The sequence below is a fragment of the Primorskyibacter flagellatus genome (assembly GCF_048268605.1).
Taxonomy (GTDB): Bacteria; Pseudomonadota; Alphaproteobacteria; order Rhodobacterales; family Rhodobacteraceae; genus Primorskyibacter; species Primorskyibacter flagellatus.
In genome coordinates, this window is record NZ_JBLWVF010000019.1 from 1 (window position 1) to 19,563 (window position 19,563).

Annotated in this window: 17 protein-coding genes; 14 read left to right on the forward strand and 3 right to left on the reverse strand. The window is 59.6% G+C overall.

What is annotated here, in order from left to right; all coding sequences use genetic code 11:
• Nucleotides 1–52: 52 nt before the first annotated feature.
• Nucleotides 53–802 (reverse strand): hypothetical protein, encoded by a 750-nt coding sequence (locus ACN0WV_RS16165; RefSeq protein ID WP_417607145.1) that lies wholly within the window; start codon nt 800–802, stop codon nt 53–55.
• A 261-nt stretch (nt 803–1,063) separates the two neighbouring features.
• Here ACN0WV_RS16165 and ACN0WV_RS16170 point away from each other — a divergent pair, with 261 nt between their 5' ends.
• From ACN0WV_RS16170 to ACN0WV_RS16185, 4 genes are read left to right on the forward strand one after another with little or no spacing between them, the layout of a single operon-like run.
• Nucleotides 1,064–1,231: a hypothetical protein gene (locus tag ACN0WV_RS16170; RefSeq protein WP_198662713.1), complete on the forward strand. Its 168-nt coding sequence runs from the start codon at nt 1,064–1,066 to the stop codon at nt 1,229–1,231.
• A 46-nt stretch (nt 1,232–1,277) separates the two neighbouring features.
• Nucleotides 1,278–2,426 (forward strand): Gfo/Idh/MocA family protein, encoded by a 1,149-nt coding sequence (locus ACN0WV_RS16175; protein WP_232825028.1) that lies wholly within the window; start codon nt 1,278–1,280, stop codon nt 2,424–2,426.
• Nucleotides 2,423–3,472 (forward strand): Gfo/Idh/MocA family protein, encoded by a 1,050-nt coding sequence (locus tag ACN0WV_RS16180; protein WP_269801568.1) that lies wholly within the window; start codon nt 2,423–2,425, stop codon nt 3,470–3,472. The genes ACN0WV_RS16175 and ACN0WV_RS16180 overlap by 4 nt, the downstream gene beginning before the upstream one ends.
• Nucleotides 3,473–3,518: 46 nt before the next feature.
• A complete protein-coding gene (locus ACN0WV_RS16185; RefSeq protein ID WP_157960649.1) occupies nt 3,519–4,688 on the forward strand; it encodes a glycosyltransferase family 4 protein in 1,170 nt (389 codons plus the stop codon).
• A gap of 132 nt (nt 4,689–4,820) precedes the next feature.
• On the opposite strand, the gene ACN0WV_RS16190 is transcribed toward ACN0WV_RS16185, so the two are convergent.
• Nucleotides 4,821–5,522, reverse strand: coding sequence for a hypothetical protein (locus ACN0WV_RS16190; protein WP_417607148.1), 702 nt, complete (start codon nt 5,520–5,522; stop codon nt 4,821–4,823).
• A 393-nt stretch (nt 5,523–5,915) separates the two neighbouring features.
• Here ACN0WV_RS16190 and ACN0WV_RS16195 point away from each other — a divergent pair, with 393 nt between their 5' ends.
• From ACN0WV_RS16195 to ACN0WV_RS16240, 10 genes are all read left to right on the forward strand, one after another.
• Nucleotides 5,916–7,007 (forward strand): Gfo/Idh/MocA family protein, encoded by a 1,092-nt coding sequence (locus ACN0WV_RS16195; RefSeq protein WP_198662714.1) that lies wholly within the window; start codon nt 5,916–5,918, stop codon nt 7,005–7,007.
• A gap of 12 nt (nt 7,008–7,019) precedes the next feature.
• On the forward strand, nt 7,020–7,889 hold the full coding sequence (locus tag ACN0WV_RS16200; protein ID WP_116599816.1) for a hypothetical protein: 870 nt from the start codon (nt 7,020–7,022) through the stop codon (nt 7,887–7,889).
• A gap of 44 nt (nt 7,890–7,933) precedes the next feature.
• Nucleotides 7,934–8,683: a WecB/TagA/CpsF family glycosyltransferase gene (locus ACN0WV_RS16205; protein WP_157960651.1), complete on the forward strand. Its 750-nt coding sequence runs from the start codon at nt 7,934–7,936 to the stop codon at nt 8,681–8,683.
• 446 nt (nt 8,684–9,129) lie between these two features.
• A complete protein-coding gene (locus tag ACN0WV_RS16210) occupies nt 9,130–9,813 on the forward strand; it encodes a sugar transferase (protein WP_116599818.1) in 684 nt (227 codons plus the stop codon).
• A 183-nt stretch (nt 9,814–9,996) separates the two neighbouring features.
• Nucleotides 9,997–12,459 (forward strand): tetratricopeptide repeat protein, encoded by a 2,463-nt coding sequence (locus ACN0WV_RS16215; RefSeq protein WP_116599819.1) that lies wholly within the window; start codon nt 9,997–9,999, stop codon nt 12,457–12,459.
• Between the two features lie 72 nt (nt 12,460–12,531).
• The gene (locus tag ACN0WV_RS16220) at nt 12,532–13,497 is read left to right on the forward strand and encodes a glycosyltransferase family 2 protein (RefSeq protein WP_232825029.1); all 966 of its coding nucleotides are present in this window, start codon (nt 12,532–12,534) and stop codon (nt 13,495–13,497) included.
• 239 nt (nt 13,498–13,736) lie between these two features.
• Nucleotides 13,737–14,897 carry a DegT/DnrJ/EryC1/StrS family aminotransferase gene (locus ACN0WV_RS16225; protein WP_116599821.1) on the forward strand — a complete coding sequence of 387 codons (1,161 nt, stop codon included), beginning with the start codon at nt 13,737–13,739 and terminating at the stop codon, nt 14,895–14,897.
• Nucleotides 14,888–15,949: a glycosyltransferase 61 family protein gene (locus tag ACN0WV_RS16230; protein WP_116599822.1), complete on the forward strand. Its 1,062-nt coding sequence runs from the start codon at nt 14,888–14,890 to the stop codon at nt 15,947–15,949. Before ACN0WV_RS16225 ends, ACN0WV_RS16230 begins: the two co-directional genes overlap by 10 nt.
• Nucleotides 15,946–17,166, forward strand: coding sequence for a glycosyltransferase (locus ACN0WV_RS16235; RefSeq protein WP_116599823.1), 1,221 nt, complete (start codon nt 15,946–15,948; stop codon nt 17,164–17,166). Before ACN0WV_RS16230 ends, ACN0WV_RS16235 begins: the two co-directional genes overlap by 4 nt.
• Nucleotides 17,167–17,182: 16 nt before the next feature.
• A complete protein-coding gene (locus tag ACN0WV_RS16240; RefSeq protein ID WP_116599824.1) occupies nt 17,183–17,974 on the forward strand; it encodes a YdcF family protein in 792 nt (263 codons plus the stop codon).
• A gap of 248 nt (nt 17,975–18,222) precedes the next feature.
• Here ACN0WV_RS16240 and ACN0WV_RS16245 read toward each other — a convergent pair whose 3' ends face one another.
• The gene (locus ACN0WV_RS16245) at nt 18,223–19,245 is read right to left on the reverse strand and encodes a replication initiator protein A (protein WP_116599825.1); all 1,023 of its coding nucleotides are present in this window, start codon (nt 19,243–19,245) and stop codon (nt 18,223–18,225) included.
• Nucleotides 19,246–19,563 lie beyond the last annotated feature (318 nt).

A 19,563-nucleotide genomic window follows, 5' to 3' on the forward strand; every position in this document is an offset into this window, starting at 1 on the left:
CTGGGGGCTTTGCGCCACATAGGGTGGGTCAAATTTAATCGCTGAAACCGGGTCAGTTTTGAACGCTCATTGACACCATGTAGAGCAGGTTCGGCGCTTTGAACGCCACACGCCCCCCGCCCATATAGCCCACGATCAGCTCGCGGCTGGGATTGAATTCGAGACAGGGCGAGGTTTCGAACACGATCTCCCAGTCATCCGGCCCGGCCTGCACATCCTTGATCGAGCTGACGTCAGCCGCGATCCGCAATCCGGCCAGACGGGACCGGTAACATTCATTCGCGACATCAATGTAGGTATAGGACGAAATCAGCCCCCGGAAGGCTTCGCTGTCGATGAACTCGATATCCATGAAGCGCAGCGCGTCTTCTTTTGCCCATTGATCGGGGTATTTTTCCGCCGCCAGCGCGACATATCCGGCTATTCCCGTCTCGGGCGGGCGGATCCCGCTCTCGATCAGCCCGTTGCCTTCTTCAAGGTAGTAGATGGTGCCGTGATGGTTGATCATCAGGACATCCTCACCCCATTGGGTCAACCCGCCGCCATTGAGGAAATCGTTGTCATCCCTGGTGTATGTGGTGCCCAAGAGGGTCAGAAAGGCGGTTTCGACGCGCTGAACCCGTACGGCGGTTTCGCTGGGCATCCCGATTTCGCGGCGGACCTTGCGGATGACACGTTCAGCCAAACCATAAAGGGGGGCGATCTGTTCGCGGTGGGAAAAATAACCCAAGGCACCGACGCCCGCAGCGACTGCTGCCAGAACGCATGAGCAAAGGACAACACCGGCAAGCCAGCGTTTCATGGGAAAACCTCGGTTGGCCTTCTGTTTGTATATTGATATTTGTTTGAAAAGTCACGAAAGGTTGCAACCTCTCTGTGGACGATTCTGCACATGTCTGGTCCGGATACGACTTGTCACATAAACATCGCCGTGCTGCGGGCCTTTCAGGCCAAGGTCAATTTACCAAATGACACAAATGTCTGACATCAGAGCCAATGGGTCAGTTTAGGGTAATTTGATAAGAGAGGATTCCTGTCTCATCGTAACCACCAAGGGGTGAAGATGAGACAGCAATCCGGAACACGCAAAAGCCACGGCAACGCAGGCCGTCACGAACTTTTGGGCAGTTTCGGGCAGCCTGATCCCCTCAAGGATATCAAAACCCCACCTGATATGCGCGATGGGTCGTCAGGGTTGGAATTGCTTGCTGCTTTGCAGCTTTTGACGTAGTGATCTGCGTGAAAAATCTATTGAAATTCGAATATTCCGGCGTGGCATGGTAAACAAGATGAACTCTGTAGTGATCGTGGGAACCGGGTTCGTCGCCGACCTTTACATGCGATCCCAGGAGCTGCATCCGGACGTGGAGATTATTGGCGCTTTCGATATTCGACCTGACCGTCTTGCGGAATTTTGCAACCACTGGAAGGTGCAAGAGTTTGACAGTTTGGAAGCACTTTTAGACAGGCTGCCAGAAAACGGATTGGTGTTGAACCTGACAACGCCATCAGCACACTACCAGGTCACTCGCGACTGCCTTCTGGCAGGAAAACACGTTTATTCAGAAAAGCCGCTGGCGACTGATTTGAAACATGCCGAGGAACTTGTCGATCTGGCCAGGTCTCGAGGGTTGCAGCTAGGTGGGGCGCCCTGCTCCTATCTGTCCGAGGCGGCCATGTCGCTTGCAGAGGCGGTACAGGAAGACATATGTGGTCCGGTTCGGCTGATATATGCGGAAATGGATGACGGGTTCATCCCACAGGCCCCTCACGAAAAGTGGTTCAGCGAAAGCGGGGCGCCCTGGCCCTATGAGGATGAAATGCGGACCGGCTGTACGCTGGAGCATGCCGGTTATGTGCTCACATGGATGATTGCAATTTTCGGATCGATCCGATCGATAACGGCTTTCTCAGCACCGACGATCGACAAAGGGCTTGATCCGGCATGTCATACACCTGACATGTCGGTGGGCATATTGCGATTTGAGTCCGGTCCCATTCTGCGTCTGACCATTACCGTCGTTGCACCGCACAACCACGAACTGCTTGTGACCGGCGACAAGGGCATCCTGCAGATGAAGGATACATGGAACAATTATGCCAAGCTCTTGTACCGCCGACGCTTTCAGATCCGGAGGCGTCTCATGGAGTCGCCGCTACCCAAGCGATTGCGTTTTGGCAGGCGGCAGAGTGGCGCGCGCGCCTCGCGGCGGGGATCGTCGACCATGGATTACTTTCTAGGGCCGGTTGACCTTTTCCACTCCATTTCCAGGGGTGACGTGGATACGCGCGCAACGGAACTGGCCTTGCATACAACGGAAGCCACACTGGCCCTCCAGAATGCAGGCGAAGAGGGTGCCGTCTATCACATGCAATCAAGATGTGACCCGCTGCCGATCCTGGATCAGAAGGCCGCCGCGCCTTGAGCAGAGTATCCGCCCAAGAGAGTGTCCGCCTGGGAATTGTCGGGACCGGCGCAATGGCGTCCGAGATGGCGCGGGCGACAGCGACCATCCCGCAACTTGCGGTCACTGCAGTGCTTTCCCGAAGCGCCGACCGGGCGGATGCATTCTGCAAACTCCACTCGCTTGATGCCATAGGTTGCAGCGACATTGGTGACTTTTTCGACCAGACAGACGCCGTCTATATAGCGACCCCGCCGGGACAGCATGCGGCCCTGCTGGACAATGCGATTGATGCGGGTAAACCCGCTTTGTGTGAAAAGCCTCTGACCGGGTCACCGGAGGAGACAGGGAGAGTGCTGTCCAAGGCCCGGGCGCAGGGGGTCCTGGTCATGGAAGCGATCTGGACACTGGCCTTGCCTGCGTATCGCGCCCTGAAAACCAGAACGGCGCATTCTCGGCCGGGTTTTTTACAGTTTGATTTTTCTTATCCCCTGAACGCCAGCGATAAATCCCATTATCTAGATCCCGAAAATGGCGGCGTTCTGTTAGACCGGGCCGTCTACGGCTATGCAGCGGCCATCCACCTCCTGGGAGACGTGGTGAGCCAATCGGTCTTCGTAACCCGCAACGCGGATGGGCTTGATACCAGCGCAGAATTGCGTCTGGAACATGAAGGGCACGCACGATCTTTGATTACACTGGCTTTTGACCGGGTTGGCCCCAATCTCCTCCATCTCTCAAACGAATTCGGGTTACTGACCCTCGGGCCAAGCTCTCTGGCGGGCGAAACGCTTGTGCACAGGCCCTACCCCAAGCTTGCGCCATCTCAGGATGGACCAAAGCGGATAGGGCTCAAAGACAGGCTGAAATCCATGCCGGCCCTGCGCCGCCTGAAGGCGCGTGTGCCAACCCAGCCGGAATTCTTTGGTTTCGGCGCTTCAAGTTATGCACCGATACTTCAGGAATTTCAGACCACAATCGCGCAAGGCAAAATACAAAGCAACATTGTCCCGCATGATCTCAGCGAACGGGTTTCCCGGCTAACCCACGAAGCCCGATCACAGTAACAGGATTGACGGCATGAATTTTGCCTATCTCATGAATGCGTACCCCATGACCAGCACGACCTTTATCCGGCGTGAGATCGAGGCACATGAGCGAGCCGGTTTCAAGGTAAAGCGCTTTGCAATTCGTCCTTGGGATCAAAATCTCGTTGACCCAAAGGATATCGAGGAACAGAAAAGGACTTACTACCTTCTTGGGCAAGGGTTTTTCACCCTTGTGATGGCCTTCTTACGGGAATCTTTCACCAACCCCGCGGGGCTGTTGCGTGCGTTCCGCGCAACGCTGCAGATGATGGCAAACACGAATGCCAAGAAGTGGAAACAATTCGCCTATCTTCTGGAAGCCGTCCTGCTGAAACAGCAGACCGTTGCGCAGGGCATTCAACACCTGCATGTGCATTTTTCCACCAATTCCGCAAGCGTGGCACTGCTGTCCTTTTTACTGGGCGGACCATCTTACAGCGTAACCGTACATGGCCCCGACGAATTATTCGAGATGACGGAAAATTCTCTGTCGTTGAAAGTCGAGCACGCAACATTTATCGCGGCAATTACGGATTACTGCCGCAGAATGGTTGATTCCCATACGGGTGGACACAACACTGACAAAATCCACATTGTCCGTTGCGGTCTGGATCTTGCTGAATTTGCAGGGGCCACGGATGTCCCCCGGAATTTGAACCTTGTCTGCGTAGGGCGTCTTTGCACAGCGAAAGCACAGCATCTTCTTGTCGAAGCTGTCGGCGAGATCGCAGCCCGATATCCGGAGATGAAATTGGTCCTCATCGGTGATGGGGATCAACGCCCTCTGGTTGAGGCAACAATTGATCGGCTCGGGCTACAGCACCATGTGGAATTGGCGGGCTGGAAGACAAATGAAGAGGTGCGGGATGCTCTGCGCAAGTCACGGGCGCTGCTTTTGCCAAGCCTCGCGGAAGGTCTTCCCATCGTGATCATGGAGAGTTTCGCGTTGGGCCGCCCGGTCCTGACGACCCGAATCAATGGTATCCCGGAACTTGTCGACGCATCCTGCGGATGGTTGGCGCAGCCTGGTGATAAAGAGACACTGGTTGAATGCCTCGACGCGTTGTTATCAAAACAAACCGATGATCTGACGCGGATGGGTCAAACAGGACGAAAGCGTGTTCTTGATTTTCATGACCAGGATACAAACGCTGGACAACTTCGAGAACTGCTTGTGGCTCACCAATCCGAATGAAGCTGTGAAGCGGGCACAGAAAACCGGATAGTTGGCTAGGGCCATGACACAGAAGGGACCGGCCGGGGCGGGCTTGCGCTTTGGCCGGGATCGATCCGCGCGTAATATCCGGCGGGACCGCCGCTCGTGGTGCTACCGGGCAGCACGCCTGCGAGCGGCCCCCGCGCCCATCAACCCAAAGGCAGACGCGAACAACAACAGCGACGCTGGAAGCGGGACCGACGAAAGGTCACCCGATATTGACAGGCTGTCTAGGTCCGTGCGGAATTGCAAACCGTTGGACAGCCCGCCGCCACTCAGCCCACTGAAGTCGATTGACATAAGTGTGTACGCATCCGTCGCGCGCTCATGGCCAGCAAGCTTGAACCCTTTGGAATAGGTCACATCGATTACGCCTTCCGGATCATCGTCTCCGGCCACTTCAAAGGCGTAACCGCCCTTCGTCCCATAGGTGTCTTCGCCGGGCTGTGTGGACCTGCTGATGTCGAAGACAGCGTTAGCAGCGCGGACGTCCAGGGACAAAGACAAAAGCGACTTTGTCACGGACAATTCGAATGGCCGCCACCCATAAATCAAGCTAAATCCGGATCCAACAGACTGGCCAAAAGAATTCCTTGTCGGGCTCCAAGTAACCACCTCGGTTGTACCGTCAACATAAGACGCGGTCACAACCATTCCCGTCAGGTCGCGGCCTTGCGTGACCGTATTGTCTCTAATTCCATGGAAACTTTGGTACTGCTCTCCGATGGACTTATGCGTGACATTCACGGTTGACGCCATCGCAGCGCAAGGAATTGCAAGAAAAATCAACGGCAAAAGGAATTTTTTGAACACAAAAAAATACTCCGTAAACAACAAAAAATTATTTCTAAATCTGCGATAATGTAGCCTACACCGGCTTGTCAAGGAGCCTGTGTAGGCTCTGCCTCCGGAAAACTGGACTGTTGGGATCTGGGGTTGCCCGGGCCCGCTCACGATGACGGACCGGACGCGTCATGCCGTAAAAGAGCCACGGCGCATAACATTGCCCCAAGATCAGGATCCACAAAGTTTGGCATGCATCATATTTTACCATGGCCGCATAAATCCTGCCGCGCGGTTGTAATTTGCGCTATTGGACTTGCAACTTGCGTGGCGAGGAAGAATGCCCGATACACCGGGCGATTTCATCAAGGTCTGGTCTCTGTGACCGGCTGACATTTTTTACAAGAGGTTGAGGGCAGGATCGTGGAAAAACTGAAAGTCGGCGTTGTGGGGCTCGGAAAGATGGGCCTCAGCCACTTCGCCATGGTCAATGCGCATCCGGATGTGAAGACCATCGCCTGTGACGGTGCGGGGTTCATGGTCGATGTGCTCAGCAAGAACATCGATACGCCCATCTACCGTGATTATGACGAGATGCTGGCGAAGGAACCGCTCGACGCGGTGGTGATTGCCACGCCTTCGCGGCTGCATGCGCCGATGGTGACGGCGGCGCTCGACAAGGGGCTCCATGTCTTTTGTGAAAAACCCTTCTGCCTTGACTGGGCCGACAGCCAGCGGTTGACCGATGCGGCGACCCAGAAAAATCTGGTGGCGCAGGTGGGCTATCACTACCGCTATGTCGGTGCTTTCCGCGAAATGAAGCGGCTGATCGACGCCGGGGCCATCGGGCGCATCACCCATGTTCTGGCCGAGGCTTATGGCCCGGTCGTGCTGCGCCCCAAGCGCACAACCTGGCGCACCGACAAGGCCGAGGGGGGCGGTTGTCTTTACGACTACGCCGCCCATCCGCTGAACCTGCTGAACTGGTTCTTCGGCGCGCCCGACCGGGTGATGGGATCGCATCTGGGGCAGGTCTTTTCCGAAGGCACCGATGACGAGGTGTTCTCGACCTTGCGCTGGAACGAAGGCCCCACCGCGCAGCTTTCGGTAAACTGGTCGGACGAGAGCCACCGCAAGATGTCCACCAAGATCAGCCTTATCGGCACCAATGGCCGGCTGTATGCCGACCGGCAGGAATGCCAGGCCTATCTGCGCAAGCCCGTCGACGGGCTGGAGGGCTACGATGAAGGCTGGACGGTGAAATACACCACTGAACTGACCGAGGATCGCTGGTTCTATCTGCGCGGCGAGGAATATTCCGGCCAGCTTGACGATTTCATCTGCGCGGCGCGGGACGGCAAGGCACAGGCGTTGGAAAACGGCTTTGCCTCGGCCACCGAAACCGACCGCACGATGGCGATGATCATCGAGAACGCCGAAACCGGCAACGCTGTGGGCGAGGCCCGTACCGGTGCACCCCAGCCCGCGAAAAAGCGCGGCTGGTTCGGTCGCTGAGGAGGAAAAGAGATGGACAAGCTTCTGTTCGGCGACAATCAGTTCTTCGGCATCAACCACATGTCCGAGGAAAAGGCCCGCGCCCAGGCCATGCGGTTCCAGAAAACCCAAGCCATCATGGATGTGCTCGACGTGGCCTATGATGCGGGCATCAACACCTTCATGTGCACCACCCATGACCGCATCGCAGAAATTGCAAAGCGCGTGAAGGCCGACCCGGTGCGCTACGCCGATTTCCAGTTCTACCCCTGCATGCCCTATGCCCATAAATACGCCAACGCGGTGACGGAACATGGCATGGTGGGCGCGCTTCGCGAATTCATGCCCAAGGACGGGCTGCTGGCAACCGCGCTGACAGGCACCAAGGCGCTCGCGACGAAAGAGGTCGACGGCATCGCCAAGGTGCTGATCGACATGGAGATGAAGATGTTCGAAGGCACGAAGACGCCTGTCGTCTTCATCCAGAACGTCTTTACCGACCTGCTTCTGGGGATGGGGTTCACCCGCGCCCTGCGGATCTTTGACGATCACATCCGCGAGAAATGGGGCGCAGAGCCTGCCTATATCACCATGAACATGCCGATGCTGCTTGATGCGCTGGAAAAGGAAGGGATCGAACGCCCGATCATCTGTTCCAACATCAACAAGATCGGGTTCCGCATGTCGGGCGGGTTCGATGCCTATCTCGACGCGCTGAAGTCGGGCCGCGTGCGGGCGGTGGCAATGTCGGTCTATGCCTCCGGCGCGATCCCGGCGGATGAAGCCATTCACTGGATTTCGGAACTGCCCGGCGTGGAAAGCATCGTCTTCGGGGCCTCTTCGGCCGGCAATATCCACGGAACGAAGGCGCTGGTGGACAAATATATGGGGCAACCTGCGTGATGGCGGATGCAAGCAATACGGAGACAGCCGCGGGACTGGGTGAAATGAAGCGTGTGCAGATGCTGAACGCTTATGTCCATGACGTCTCCATGGACGATATCGTGGAGCATTTCCGCGAGGGGGTGATGCTCACGCTGCATGTGGACATGATCATGAAACTCCAGAAGGACCGGGAGTTCTACGACCTGCTGGAGCAGTTCGACGTGATCACCTGCGACAGCCAGATCATGTATTTCGCGACCAAATGGCTGGGCACGCCGGTACAGGAGCGGGTTTCTGGCAGCGACTATTTCCCGAAATTCTACATGCGATATGCGAATGACCCCTCCATGACGGTCTTCCTGAGCGGCGGCAAACCGGGCGTGGCAGATCTGGCCGCCAGGAATATCAACGCGAAAGTCGGCCGCGAGATGATCGTGGGCACAGACAGCCCGTCCTTCGATTTTGATCGCGATCCGGCCGAGATCGAGCGCATGATTGCCGCGATCAACGACAGCGGCGCAACGGTCTGCCTTGTCGGGCTCGCCGGCGGGCGGCAGGAAAAGTTCATCATGAAATACCGCGACCGGATGCCGGGCGTGAAGCTTTGGCTGCCTTTGGGGGGCACCATCGATTACGAAAGCGGCACGTTTGATCGCCCACCGGTCTGGATCACCGAATGGGGGTTCGAATGGCTCTACCGGCTGATCAAGGAACCCCGCGCGCGATTCCATCGTTATGTGATTCACGAACCACCCTTCCTCTGGGCCGTGCTCAAGCAGAAGCTAGGCCGTTACAAGGATCCCTTCGCCTGACCGGGTGCCGGATCCTTTCTGCACCATTCGACCTGAACCGTGACGTAACGGAACTCTGTGTCGGATTGCCGGGACAAATTTGAACAGGACATTCCGTGACACCAGCAGCCGAGACGTCTCCACGGCCCTCAGCTGCGCGGCCTTCGGGATGTCCATTGTCACACCCACGAGGCTAACGTCCCGAAATACAACAATTTAGCCCGTTTCAAACCAGCCTGTCAGCAACCCGACCTGTGTCCGCTACCAAGCAAAAATTGCGCCGCGAGGAAGGGATGCGCTCTGCACAAACATGCGGCAGCGGAGTGCGTTCCACGGGAATTCTGGGCCATCTTTCATTTGCAATTTTCTAAATATCTCGTTAATTTACAGAAATCATTTTGATAGTGTTGTGCCATTTACTGCGACGGATTTTTTTATTACCGAGCGTTTTCAGGAGTTAAGATATAATGACGATGTATTATCCGGATGTTTCCGCGGATGCGGAGGCTGTCCAATTTGGGATAGGCCAGTCGGATCGCGCTGCTAGCTTCTACCATCAAAACACGAAACGCTGGATCGATTTCGTTCTTGTGTTGCTGACCCTGCCTGTCGTGGCCCCCCTGATTGCACTGATGTGCCTGCTCGTCATGCTCGACGGGCATAACCCGTTCTATTCGCAACAGCGTATCGGCCGTGGCGGACGGGTATTTCGCATGTGGAAGATGCGCACCATGGTGCCCGGCGCAGGTGCCGCGCTTCAGACATATCTGGATTCCAATCCCAAAGCCCAGGCAGAGTGGAACGCCACCCAGAAGCTGCGCAACGACCCCCGGATCACCCTTGTCGGCCGCGTACTGCGCAAGACCTCTCTGGATGAGCTGCCGCAATTGTGGAACGTGCTGAATGGCACCATGTCTTTGGTCGGGCCGCGCCCGATGATGGTCTGTCAGCAGGACCTCTATCCCGGCCGTGCCTATTATGCGCTGCGCCCGGGCATCACCGGTTTGTGGCAGGTCTCTGATCGCAATGACAGCACCTTTGCCGGGCGTGCGGTGTTTGACGACCGCTACTCGCGCAGCGTGTCTTTCGGCACCGATCTGCGGGTGCTGGGTCAGACCGTTGGCGTCGTGCTGCGCGCGACCGGACACTGAACCAGCCACAGCTTTCAGACACGGCTGTCCAGCCCGTCTCAAAACCCGATCCGGAACGTTCATGACGTTTGCGGTTCGGGTTGTTTTTCTTGAACACCAGCATGTATATGAAGCACCATTCATCCTGAGCGCGCGCCCTCAGGGGGTGTACTCAATTAACAAGGTATTTCTGGAGGCCCTGCCATGTATATCCGCCCTCTTCGCAAAGCCTTGTTGATCTGTGGCGTCTGTCTGGCGCTCACTGCCTGCAAATCCGAGGAAGAAAAGGCTCAGGCCCATTTCGAGACGGCGCAGGAATTGATTGCCGCCAATGATCCCGACAGGGCGATTGTCGCATTGCGCAATGTCTTCGAACTGGCCCCCAACCATGAAGAGGCCCGGCGGACCATGGCCCGGCTGATGGTGGACACCGGCAATATCCCGGGTGCCTATAATCAATATCTGCGTCTGGTCGAACAATTGCCCGACGATGTCGAGGGGCGCACGGTGATGGCGGAACTCGCTTTTGAGGCCCGCAATTGGGAAGAATTCACCCGCCACGGCACGCGCGCCGTCGAACTGGCCCCCGACGCGCCGCGCAGCAAGGCGATTGAACTGGCGCTGCAATACCGTGCCGCAGTCCTGGAAGACGATGCCCCCGCCGCCGAGGCTCTGTTCACCCGCGCCGAGGACCTGGCGGCACAAATGCCCGAGAATGGCCTGCTGGAACAGATCCTGTTCGACAGCTACCTGCGCGCCGCCGACACCGAAAAGGCGCTTGCCCAGCTGGATGCGATGATCGCCCGCAAGCCCGAGACGCGCCGCTATTACAATCAGCGGCTGATGCTTTTGCGCCAGACCGGCGACCGGGCAGAGATGGAGGCGCATCTGCGCAACGTCATCGAGCGCTTCCCTGATGATGTCGATGCCAAGGGCACGCTGGTGCAATACCTGATGGCAACCGGTGATAACGAGGGTGCCGAGGCGTTCCTGCGCGATATCAGCAATCCCGCCGATGCCGATCCGGTCTTCTTCATCAGCCTTGTTCAATTCCTCAAGGATGAACGCGGCATCGAGGCCGCCCAGGCAGAACTTGACGCCGCAATCGATGTCAATTCAGAACCGAACCGGCTGCGGATACTTCGCGCTGCGCTGGATTTCGAGGATGGAAAACAGGACAAGGCCATCGCCGACCTGCAAGCGATCCTCGACAGTGTCGAGGATACGACCGAACCGTCGGATGTGAACAACGAGGTCCGGATCGCATTGGCACGCATGCTGGTCTCCACCGGCAATGACGTGGGGGCCCAACGGCTGGTGGACGAGGTGCTGGAGGCCGACAGCGACAATGTATCGGCATTGAAGATGCGCGCCGCGCGCCAGATCGCGGCCGATGACACGGATGGGGCCATCGCCAATCTGCGCCGGGTGCTCAATACCTCCGCCGACGACGTGCAGGCGCTTTCGCTGATGGCCAATGCCTATACCCGCGCGGGCAGTTCCGATCTGGCCCGCGATTTCCTCGCACAGGCGGCGGATGTGTCGGGCAATGCGCCAGAGCCCTCACTGCGCTATGCACAGATGCTGTTGGCCTCTGAAAGCTACGATTCCGCCGAAGAAGTGCTGCTGTCAGCCCTGCGACGCGCGCCCACGAACGAGGATATCCTGACCCTGCTGGGCGACATCTACCTGACGACAGAAGATTTCGGCCGGGCAGAGATGGCGGTGACAGAGCTGCGCAAGGCCGGCTCGCAGAGCAGCCAGGCGGCGGCCAACCGTCTTCAGGTTCAACTGCTTGCGCGGCAGGAGGGCACGGACAAGGCGTTGTCCTACCTCGAAGAGATGGCCCAGGGTGCCGAGGCCGGGCTTGAGGAAAAGATCAACCTGCTGCGTGCGCGCCTGTCTTCGGGCCAGCGCGACGAAGCCCTGAACATGGCCGAGGAGCTGGCCGCTGAATTCCCCGAAAGATCGGAACTGCGCTTCCTGCTGGCAACCACCCGGGCGGCCACGGGCGATCTGGAAACCGCCCGCGCGGAGATGCGCGCGCTTCTGGACGAAGACCCCACCCGTGTCAGCATCTGGCAACAGCTTATCCGCATCGCCCAGGTCCAGGGCGATGCAGAGGCCGCCGGTGCCCTTCTGGATGAAGCGCTGGCCGCGGTGCCGGACGCCCCGGCCCTGCTTTGGGCCAAGGCCGCGGAACACGAAACGGCCGGTGACATTGATGCGGCCATCGCGATCTACGACACGCTTTATGCCCGCGATACCGGGTCGGTGATCTTCGCCAACAACCTCGCCAGCCTTCTGGTCACCTACAAGGATGACACCGAGAGCCTTGACCGCGCCTGGGAAATCGCCCGGCGGCTGCGCGACACCGATGTGCCGGCCTTTCAGGACACCTATGGCTGGCTGGCATTCCGGCGCGGCGATACCGAAACCGCCCTGCCCTATCTGGAGAGCGCCGCAACCGGCCTGCCAGACGATCCGATCGTGCAGTATCATCTGGCCGAGGCCTATGCCGCGCTTGACCAGTCGCAGGACGCGATCACGGCATATCAGAATACGCTGGACGTGGCAGGAACAGACGATGCCCGGCCCCAGATCGCCCGCGCGCGAGAGGCCCTGGCGAAACTGCAAGAGGCGGCGCCAGATCCTGAGAACCAGTAAGATCAACGCGACAGCGGGCCCGGCCCTGACGCGCCCCATATGCCTGAAGGCCATGTCGACGGGAAAGAACGCATGAGTCTCGCTGTCGTCATCATCGGACGCAATGAAGGGGCGCGGCTGATCCGGGGGCTTGCCTCCGTGGCAACGGCCGACCGCGTGATCTATGTGGACAGCGGCTCGACCGATGGGTCGCAGCAGGCCGCAACAAAGGCGGGCGCAGAGGTTGTCGCGCTCGACATGTCGCAGCCATTCACGGCCGCGCGGGCGCGCAATGCGGGGCTGGAACGTCTGCGCCTGCATGGCCCGCGCCCGACCCTGGTGCAGTTCATGGATGGCGATTGCGAATTGCAGCCGGAATGGCTGCCCGCGGCCCGGACGTTTCTGGACAGTCACCCGGAGGTGGGCGTGGTTTTCGGCCGTCGCCGGGAACGCTTTCCCGATGCAACGATCTACAACCGGATGTGCGACTGGGAATGGGATGTGCCCTTGGGCGAGCAGCGTGCCTGCGGCGGCGACGCCTTGATGCGGATGGACGCGCTTGATGAGGTGGGCGGCTACAACCCCGCGCTGATCGCGGGAGAAGAGCCTGAAATGTGCGTGCGGCTCCGCGCAGCGGGCTGGAAGATCTGGCGCATAGACACGGAAATGACCCTGCATGACGCGGCCATGACCCGGCTGGGGCAGTTCTGGTCGCGGGCGCGCCGGGCGGGCCATGCCTGGGCCGAAGGTGCCGTGCTGCACGGTGCCCCCCCCGAACGCCACTGCGTGGATCAGGTGCGCCGCGCCTTGCTCTGGGGTGCCGTCGTGCCCTGTGCGATCATCTTGCTGGCGATCGGGCTGCACCCCTGGGCATTGGCGCTCTTTGTCCTCTACCCCCTGCGCGCCCTGCGTTTCGCCCTGCGCGAAGGGGCCACACGCGCCGCCTGGGAACGGGCCTGGCTGCTCAGTATCGGCAAATTCCCCGAAGCCATGGGCGTGATCGAATACCACCTGCGCCGCCTCGCAGGCAGGCCCCGCGGGCTTATCGAATACAAGTGATCCCGAAACCCGGGATACATCGGCTCTGACGTCACAGAAATCCGGCGAAAAAACCATACTGCATCTGATTTGTCCCAGCGGAATTGTCGGGAATAACCTTCGTCATCTGCGCGGCATCAAACATACGCCCTATGAAAAATATATTGTGATCTTCCCGAAATAAGTCAGAATACTAGGCTCATACTATATTTATTCTGCTTCTATTTTCCGGTTGGCGGCACCACAGGGTGGGGTTTTAAATGCCCGAAAACATTATCTACGTTACCTGTCCGACATTGCCCCCGCGCGCGGACGTGATCTCGTTACTGGACGAGATATGGGACCGGCGTTTTGTGACCAATTTTGGCCCTGTTCACCAGCGCTTTGAGGCTGCTCTGGCCGCCTATCTGGACGTGCCCTATGTCACCGTGACGGCAAATGCGACCCTGGGATGCATGCTGGCCTTGCGGCATCTGGGTGTGTCCGGCGAGGTGATCACCCCCGCCTTTTCCTTCGTGGCGACGGCCCATGCTGCACGTTGGGTCGGGGCCGATCTGGTCTTTGCCGATATCGACCCCGAAACGCTGAGCGTCGATCCCGAGGATGTCGAGCGGCGCATCACGCCAAAGACCCGCGCCATTTTCGCGGTGCATTGCTATGCCAATCCCTGCGATACGCGGGCTTTGGCGGATATTGCCGAACGCCACGGGCTGGCCCTGATCTATGACGCGGCGCATTGTTTCGCAGCGAAGGACGAGGGCGGCAGCCTGCTGCGCCATGGCGACCTGTCGGTGGTCAGCTTTCACGCCACGAAGGTCTTCAACACGCTTGAGGGCGGTGCGATCATCTCGCATGATCCTGAAACGAAACAGGCGCTCGACCGGCTGTGCAATTACGGAATCCTCGACGAAAACAACATCGAGAGCATTGGACTGAATGCCAAGATGAGCGAGATGCACGCCGCGGTGGGCCTGGCGCAGCTTCCGCATGTTGAACACGACATCGCGCGGCGCGGGCAGGTGGTTCAGCGCTACTGGGACCGGCTGAAGGATATGGACGGGATCCGCTGTATCTGCCCGCCCGACCGGCCGGGTCGGAACAACTATGCTTTCCCGATATTGATAGGGCCGGACTACCCGCTGCCCTGTATGGCACTGCATGAGAGGCTGAAGGCGGCTGGAATCCATGCGCGGCGCTATTTCCATCCTCCGCTTTCGCAGCTTCTCCTGTATCGCGATCTGCCTTCGGCAGATCCGCAGGGCCTGCCCTGTGCCATCGAAGCGTCCGAGCAGGTCCTGTGTCTGCCGCTCTATCCCGATCTCGCACCGCAGGATCAGGACCGTGTTCTTGATGTCATCTGCAATCCGGCAGGCCTTGCGCAGGAGGCTCAGGATCGCGTGACTTGCAATCCATGCAGCTGAACACCCCCTTTCTGGCTTGGGGAATGCGCCGTCTTATTGCGGGCCGCGCACCGAACATGGCCGACATGGCCACCCGGAGCTGGGAGATCTGCCCCGCAGAGTCGCATACTTGCCCGCCCGCGATCCACCTGCCCGACGCGCTCGACCGTGTCACCGCCCTGTCGCCCTGGCGGGATTGGCAGACCGAGCGGCGGTTCATCGAGGGCAGCATGATCGAACATGCCGCAACATGCGCCCATCTGATCGAGGATGTCGATATCGCCGGGGCTTACCTCTATCGCGGGACGGCCAGGATGCAGGCGGGCTTCGGCGCGCAGCAGGTGCTTCGCAGGGGGCGTGGTGCCACACAGCGACTTGCCGAGGCGCATCTTGTCTCCAACTGGGCCGGAAGCCAGTATTTCGGCATTTTTCTGCGCGCCGTGCTGCCGATGGAATTGCTGCCTGAAGTCGGCGCTCCGGCAATCTCAGTCGTCACCAAACCCTATGAGCACGAAGAGGGCTATCGCGAGGTCCTGTCCATGCCGCGTCCGTCTTGCGTGACGGCGGCGCGGGTCAAGCGGCTGACCCTTTATACGGATTTCGGGCAAAACGCGTCCAAGGCCGCACGCTATGCCGAACTGCGCGCGCGCCTGCGCCATACGCTTGGAACACCCCTGCCCGGCACGCGACCTGCGGGGGTCTATCTCAAGCGCGGGAACACCGGCGAACGCCGCCACCTTGTCAACGAGGCGCAGATCGAGGCCGTGTTGACGGCGCTTGGCTTCGATATTGTCGAACCGGCTGCCCTTGAGGCCCGGACGATTGCGCAGCGCCTGCTTGATGCGCCGGTGGTGGTCAGCGTGGAGGGCAGCCACCTGGCCCATGCGATCTACCCGATCGCCGAAAACGGTGCCTTGGTGGTGCTGCAACCGCCCGACCGGTTTGCCATGGCCTTCAAAGAGTTCACCGACCGGGCGGACCTGCGCTTTGCCTTCACGGTCGGCCACCCTGCCCCCGACGGGTTTTCCGTGGCTATCGATGATCTGAAACAGACGCTGGATATGGTCTCATGAAAGCGGACGCCCCCCGGGAACTTATCCTCCTCCCTAGTCTCAAGGCACGGAAAGGGTCGGAGGGTCGTCTGGTCCTGACGCAGAAATACCTCGACGGCGCGGGCGAATACGCCCGAACATGGCCGGGTCCGGTTACCTCGCTTGTGAACCTGGAGACACGCCCGGGCATCGACATGGACCAGGTCGAAACAGAACTTGAGCACCCGACATCCAAGCTGGAATTACGTCCGGGAGACATCGGAACATTGACCACCCGCCTTGAGCAAGCCGCCATTGTGCTGGCGCATCTGTCATCTTACGAAGCCGAGACCGCAGCGCTTTGCCACCGGACCGGCGTTCCCATCGTATTCACCAGCGAATACACGCCCCGGACCGAGATCCAGATCATCAATGCGTCGACACCCAATCCGTTGCGCAGGCTGCGACGCAAATTTTATATCCAAGGGGTTGAGCGACGGCGCCGCCAGATGCTGCGCGATCATGCCACCGGGCTGCAATGCAGCGGCACGCCGACTTACGATCTCTACAATTCGATCGCACCCAATCCAATGCTGTTCTTCGACAACCGGGTGCCGGCAGCGGATATCATCGACGACGGTGCCCTGAAGGCGAAATGTGCGCAGATGGCCTCGGGCGCGCCTCTGCGGCTGGTCTTCGGCGGACGGATCACGGCCATGAAGGGCGTGCTTGAATTGCCGCGCGTGGCCAAGGCGCTTGACCGGCACGGCGTACCCTACCAGATGGATATCTACGGCAGCGGCGACCTGGAAAAGGCGCTGCGCCGCGAGATCGCCCAGGCCGCGCTGTCAGACCGGGTGGCCTTGCATCCCCCGATGGATTTCCGCAGCGGCTGGATCCCCCTGCTGAAACGGCAGGCCGATCTCTTCGTGTGCTGCCACCCCCAGGGCGATCCCTCAAGCACCTATCCCGAAGTCATGTCCTGCGGCGTCCCGATCGCCGGATATGCCAACGAGGCCTTTGCCGGCATCGTGCGCGAATCCGGTGCCGGCTGGAGCGTGCCGATGCGTGACGCAACCGCGCTTGCCGCCCAGATCGCCCGGCTTCACGGTGATCGCGGCGCGTTGCAGGACATGGCCCGGCTGGGGCGCGGGTTTGCGCAAGACCATTGCTTCGAGGCCACTTTCGAAAAACGCACCCGGCACCTGATCAGGGCTTCTCGGCTGGCCGAGGCCGAGAAACCCTTGCACATCGCGTAACCCGCAGGAGACCCGCATGATCAGATCCCTTCTGGTGTTCATGACGACCCCCTCGAATTTCCTGATCCTGCTGGTCGTGGCGGGGTTGGCCCTGTTCCTGCTCCGCCTGCGCCACCTGGGCCTTTCTGCCATCGGGTTGGGCGCAGCGGGGCTGCTGGTCTTCGGCTATAGCTCGGCAAACGAATTACTTCTGGCTCCGCTGGTGTCACGCTTTCCGGCCATGACCGTGGCAGAGGCGCCAGAACCTTTCGGCATCGTGCTCGTGGGCGGCGGCGTCAACGAGGTGCATGCGCAACGCACCGGTGCGCTGATGGAGCTGACGGAGGACGGCGATGCGATCCCCATCGCGGCCCTGCTGGCCCGCCGCTTTCCCGATGCGCGGATCATCGTGAGTTCCGGCAGCGGTGCCGGCGGCCCCCCTGCCCCGCTGCGCCAGGCCGACGGGATGCGGCGCATCCTGCTGGAATTCGGCGTTGCCGATGACAGGATCGACGTCGAGGGCGCATCCAGCAGCACCTTCGAACGCGTGCGCAATTCCATCGCGCTGATCGGGGATGACAAGGACAAAACATGGTGGGTTCTGAGTTCCGCCCACCGGATGCCCCGCGTGATCGGGACCTTCAGAAAGCTTGGGATGGATCCGGTGCCCTACCCGGTCGATTTCCGGTGGATTCCGCCATTCGATCCCTTCTACACCTATCACTTCACCGACGGGCTGCGGCTGACGGATCTCGCAGTCAAGGAATGGCTGGGGCTGGCATCCTACTGGCATCAGGGCAGGACCGCGTCCTATTTTCCCGCCCCCTGACCCAGTGAGATCGTCAATCCGCCCAGCCAAACCGGGCGATAGGTTCGGTTTGGCCACGAAAAAAGCGCTCCGATAAGCGCCCGTATTCACGCCTCCATATTGCCACCCTGGCCTTGCGTCTTTTTGCACCACTCGCGCAAGCCAGTGTAGGACGAAGCGTTTCGCATGCGAAACGGCCATCTACAAGGCCCTGATATTGCGCTTTATTTTTAGTTTCTTGGTGGAAACCTTCCAGCGCAAGTCAGAGTTCAGCCCGCACTGCCACGCTTTTTCACCCAGCCCAGAAAGGCGCGGTCGGGGGATTTCAGGCGGGGGGCGCCGGAGGCGATCCAGACGGCCTGCCATTGGGCCTCAAGCGCATAGACATCAAGACCGGGCATCAGGGTGCGGGCGGCGGCAAACGTCTCGGGGGCAAGCTGTGGGGCGTGGGCGGTGGGCTCTATCACGGCGGCGATGGGCCGCACGCAGATCATATCCCCCTCTTCTTCGGTCAGCGTGTAATCGGGCAGGTGCGCATCGCGGATGATCTCGCGCAGCATCGCACGGAACACCCGGCGCGGGCTGGCAGAGCCGGATTTCTTGCACAATGTCTCGACCGACACCCGCCATTCCGGCTGCCGTCCGCAATGCTTGCGGCACAGTTCGTAGATCCGACGTTCCAGCGGCCGGCGCAGGGTGAAATAGTCCCGGCTGAGCGTCAGCACGGATTTCGACAGCACCGCGCGGTAAAGCCATTCCGACAGCGTCACCGCCACGCTGACCATGCGGCCCCCACGGGTGCGGCGGACGATCTCCCAGCTTTCGATCAGGCCAAAACCGGTGGTGACCTCGAAAGGGTCCGTCTTTGGGCCGGTGGTGATATTGGTGGTGACGCGCGTGCCGGCCAGCCGCTCGAACGCATCGCGCAGCCGCCGGTAGCCATCGCCGGAGGTCTCGCGTCCCGTGGCCAACAACAGATCATGCGCGGTCAGCGTCAGCGTGCGATGGGTGGCCCGGCCGGCATTGAGCGCCGCCATAAGCTGGGAGATACAGAAAATCAGGATATCGGCATCAAAGATCGTCGCCCGGCCCTTGACCGAGGGCGTGACCGTCACCTCGATATCGTTGTGGCGGTATTCGATGATCCGGCGATCGGGCCGCGTGGACAGCGAGAACAGCGGATGTTCCATCGAGGCAAGGTCGTGCTTGGGGACCGCCGCGAAAAAATCGCATACGAAAAAGTCACCCGCCGCCTGCGGGGACCCGGTGTTCACCGCCGCCTTGTCGCGCAGCCGCGACTCCGGTCTTCATCTGCCATGCTCTGCTCGCTCTCGTACCTGGCGCTTTTTTTTTCCCGTGGTCCGAAAACCCAGGGGCGCTCTTCGGTGTTTCAGTGACACCCACATTAGAAAGGCCGCACGATTCTGTCCACAAGCACGTCCGCTGAAATCGTGGGACCGGAGTCACCTGAGCGTGGGATCAGAGTCGCCTTTTCGTGGCATCAGAGTCACAGGAACTTTGTTAGAGAGGCAAAACCATTTTGAATACAGGGCTTTACGGGAAAGCCTCTGATCCTGTAACTAATTAATAACCAAATAATAACTAAGCAG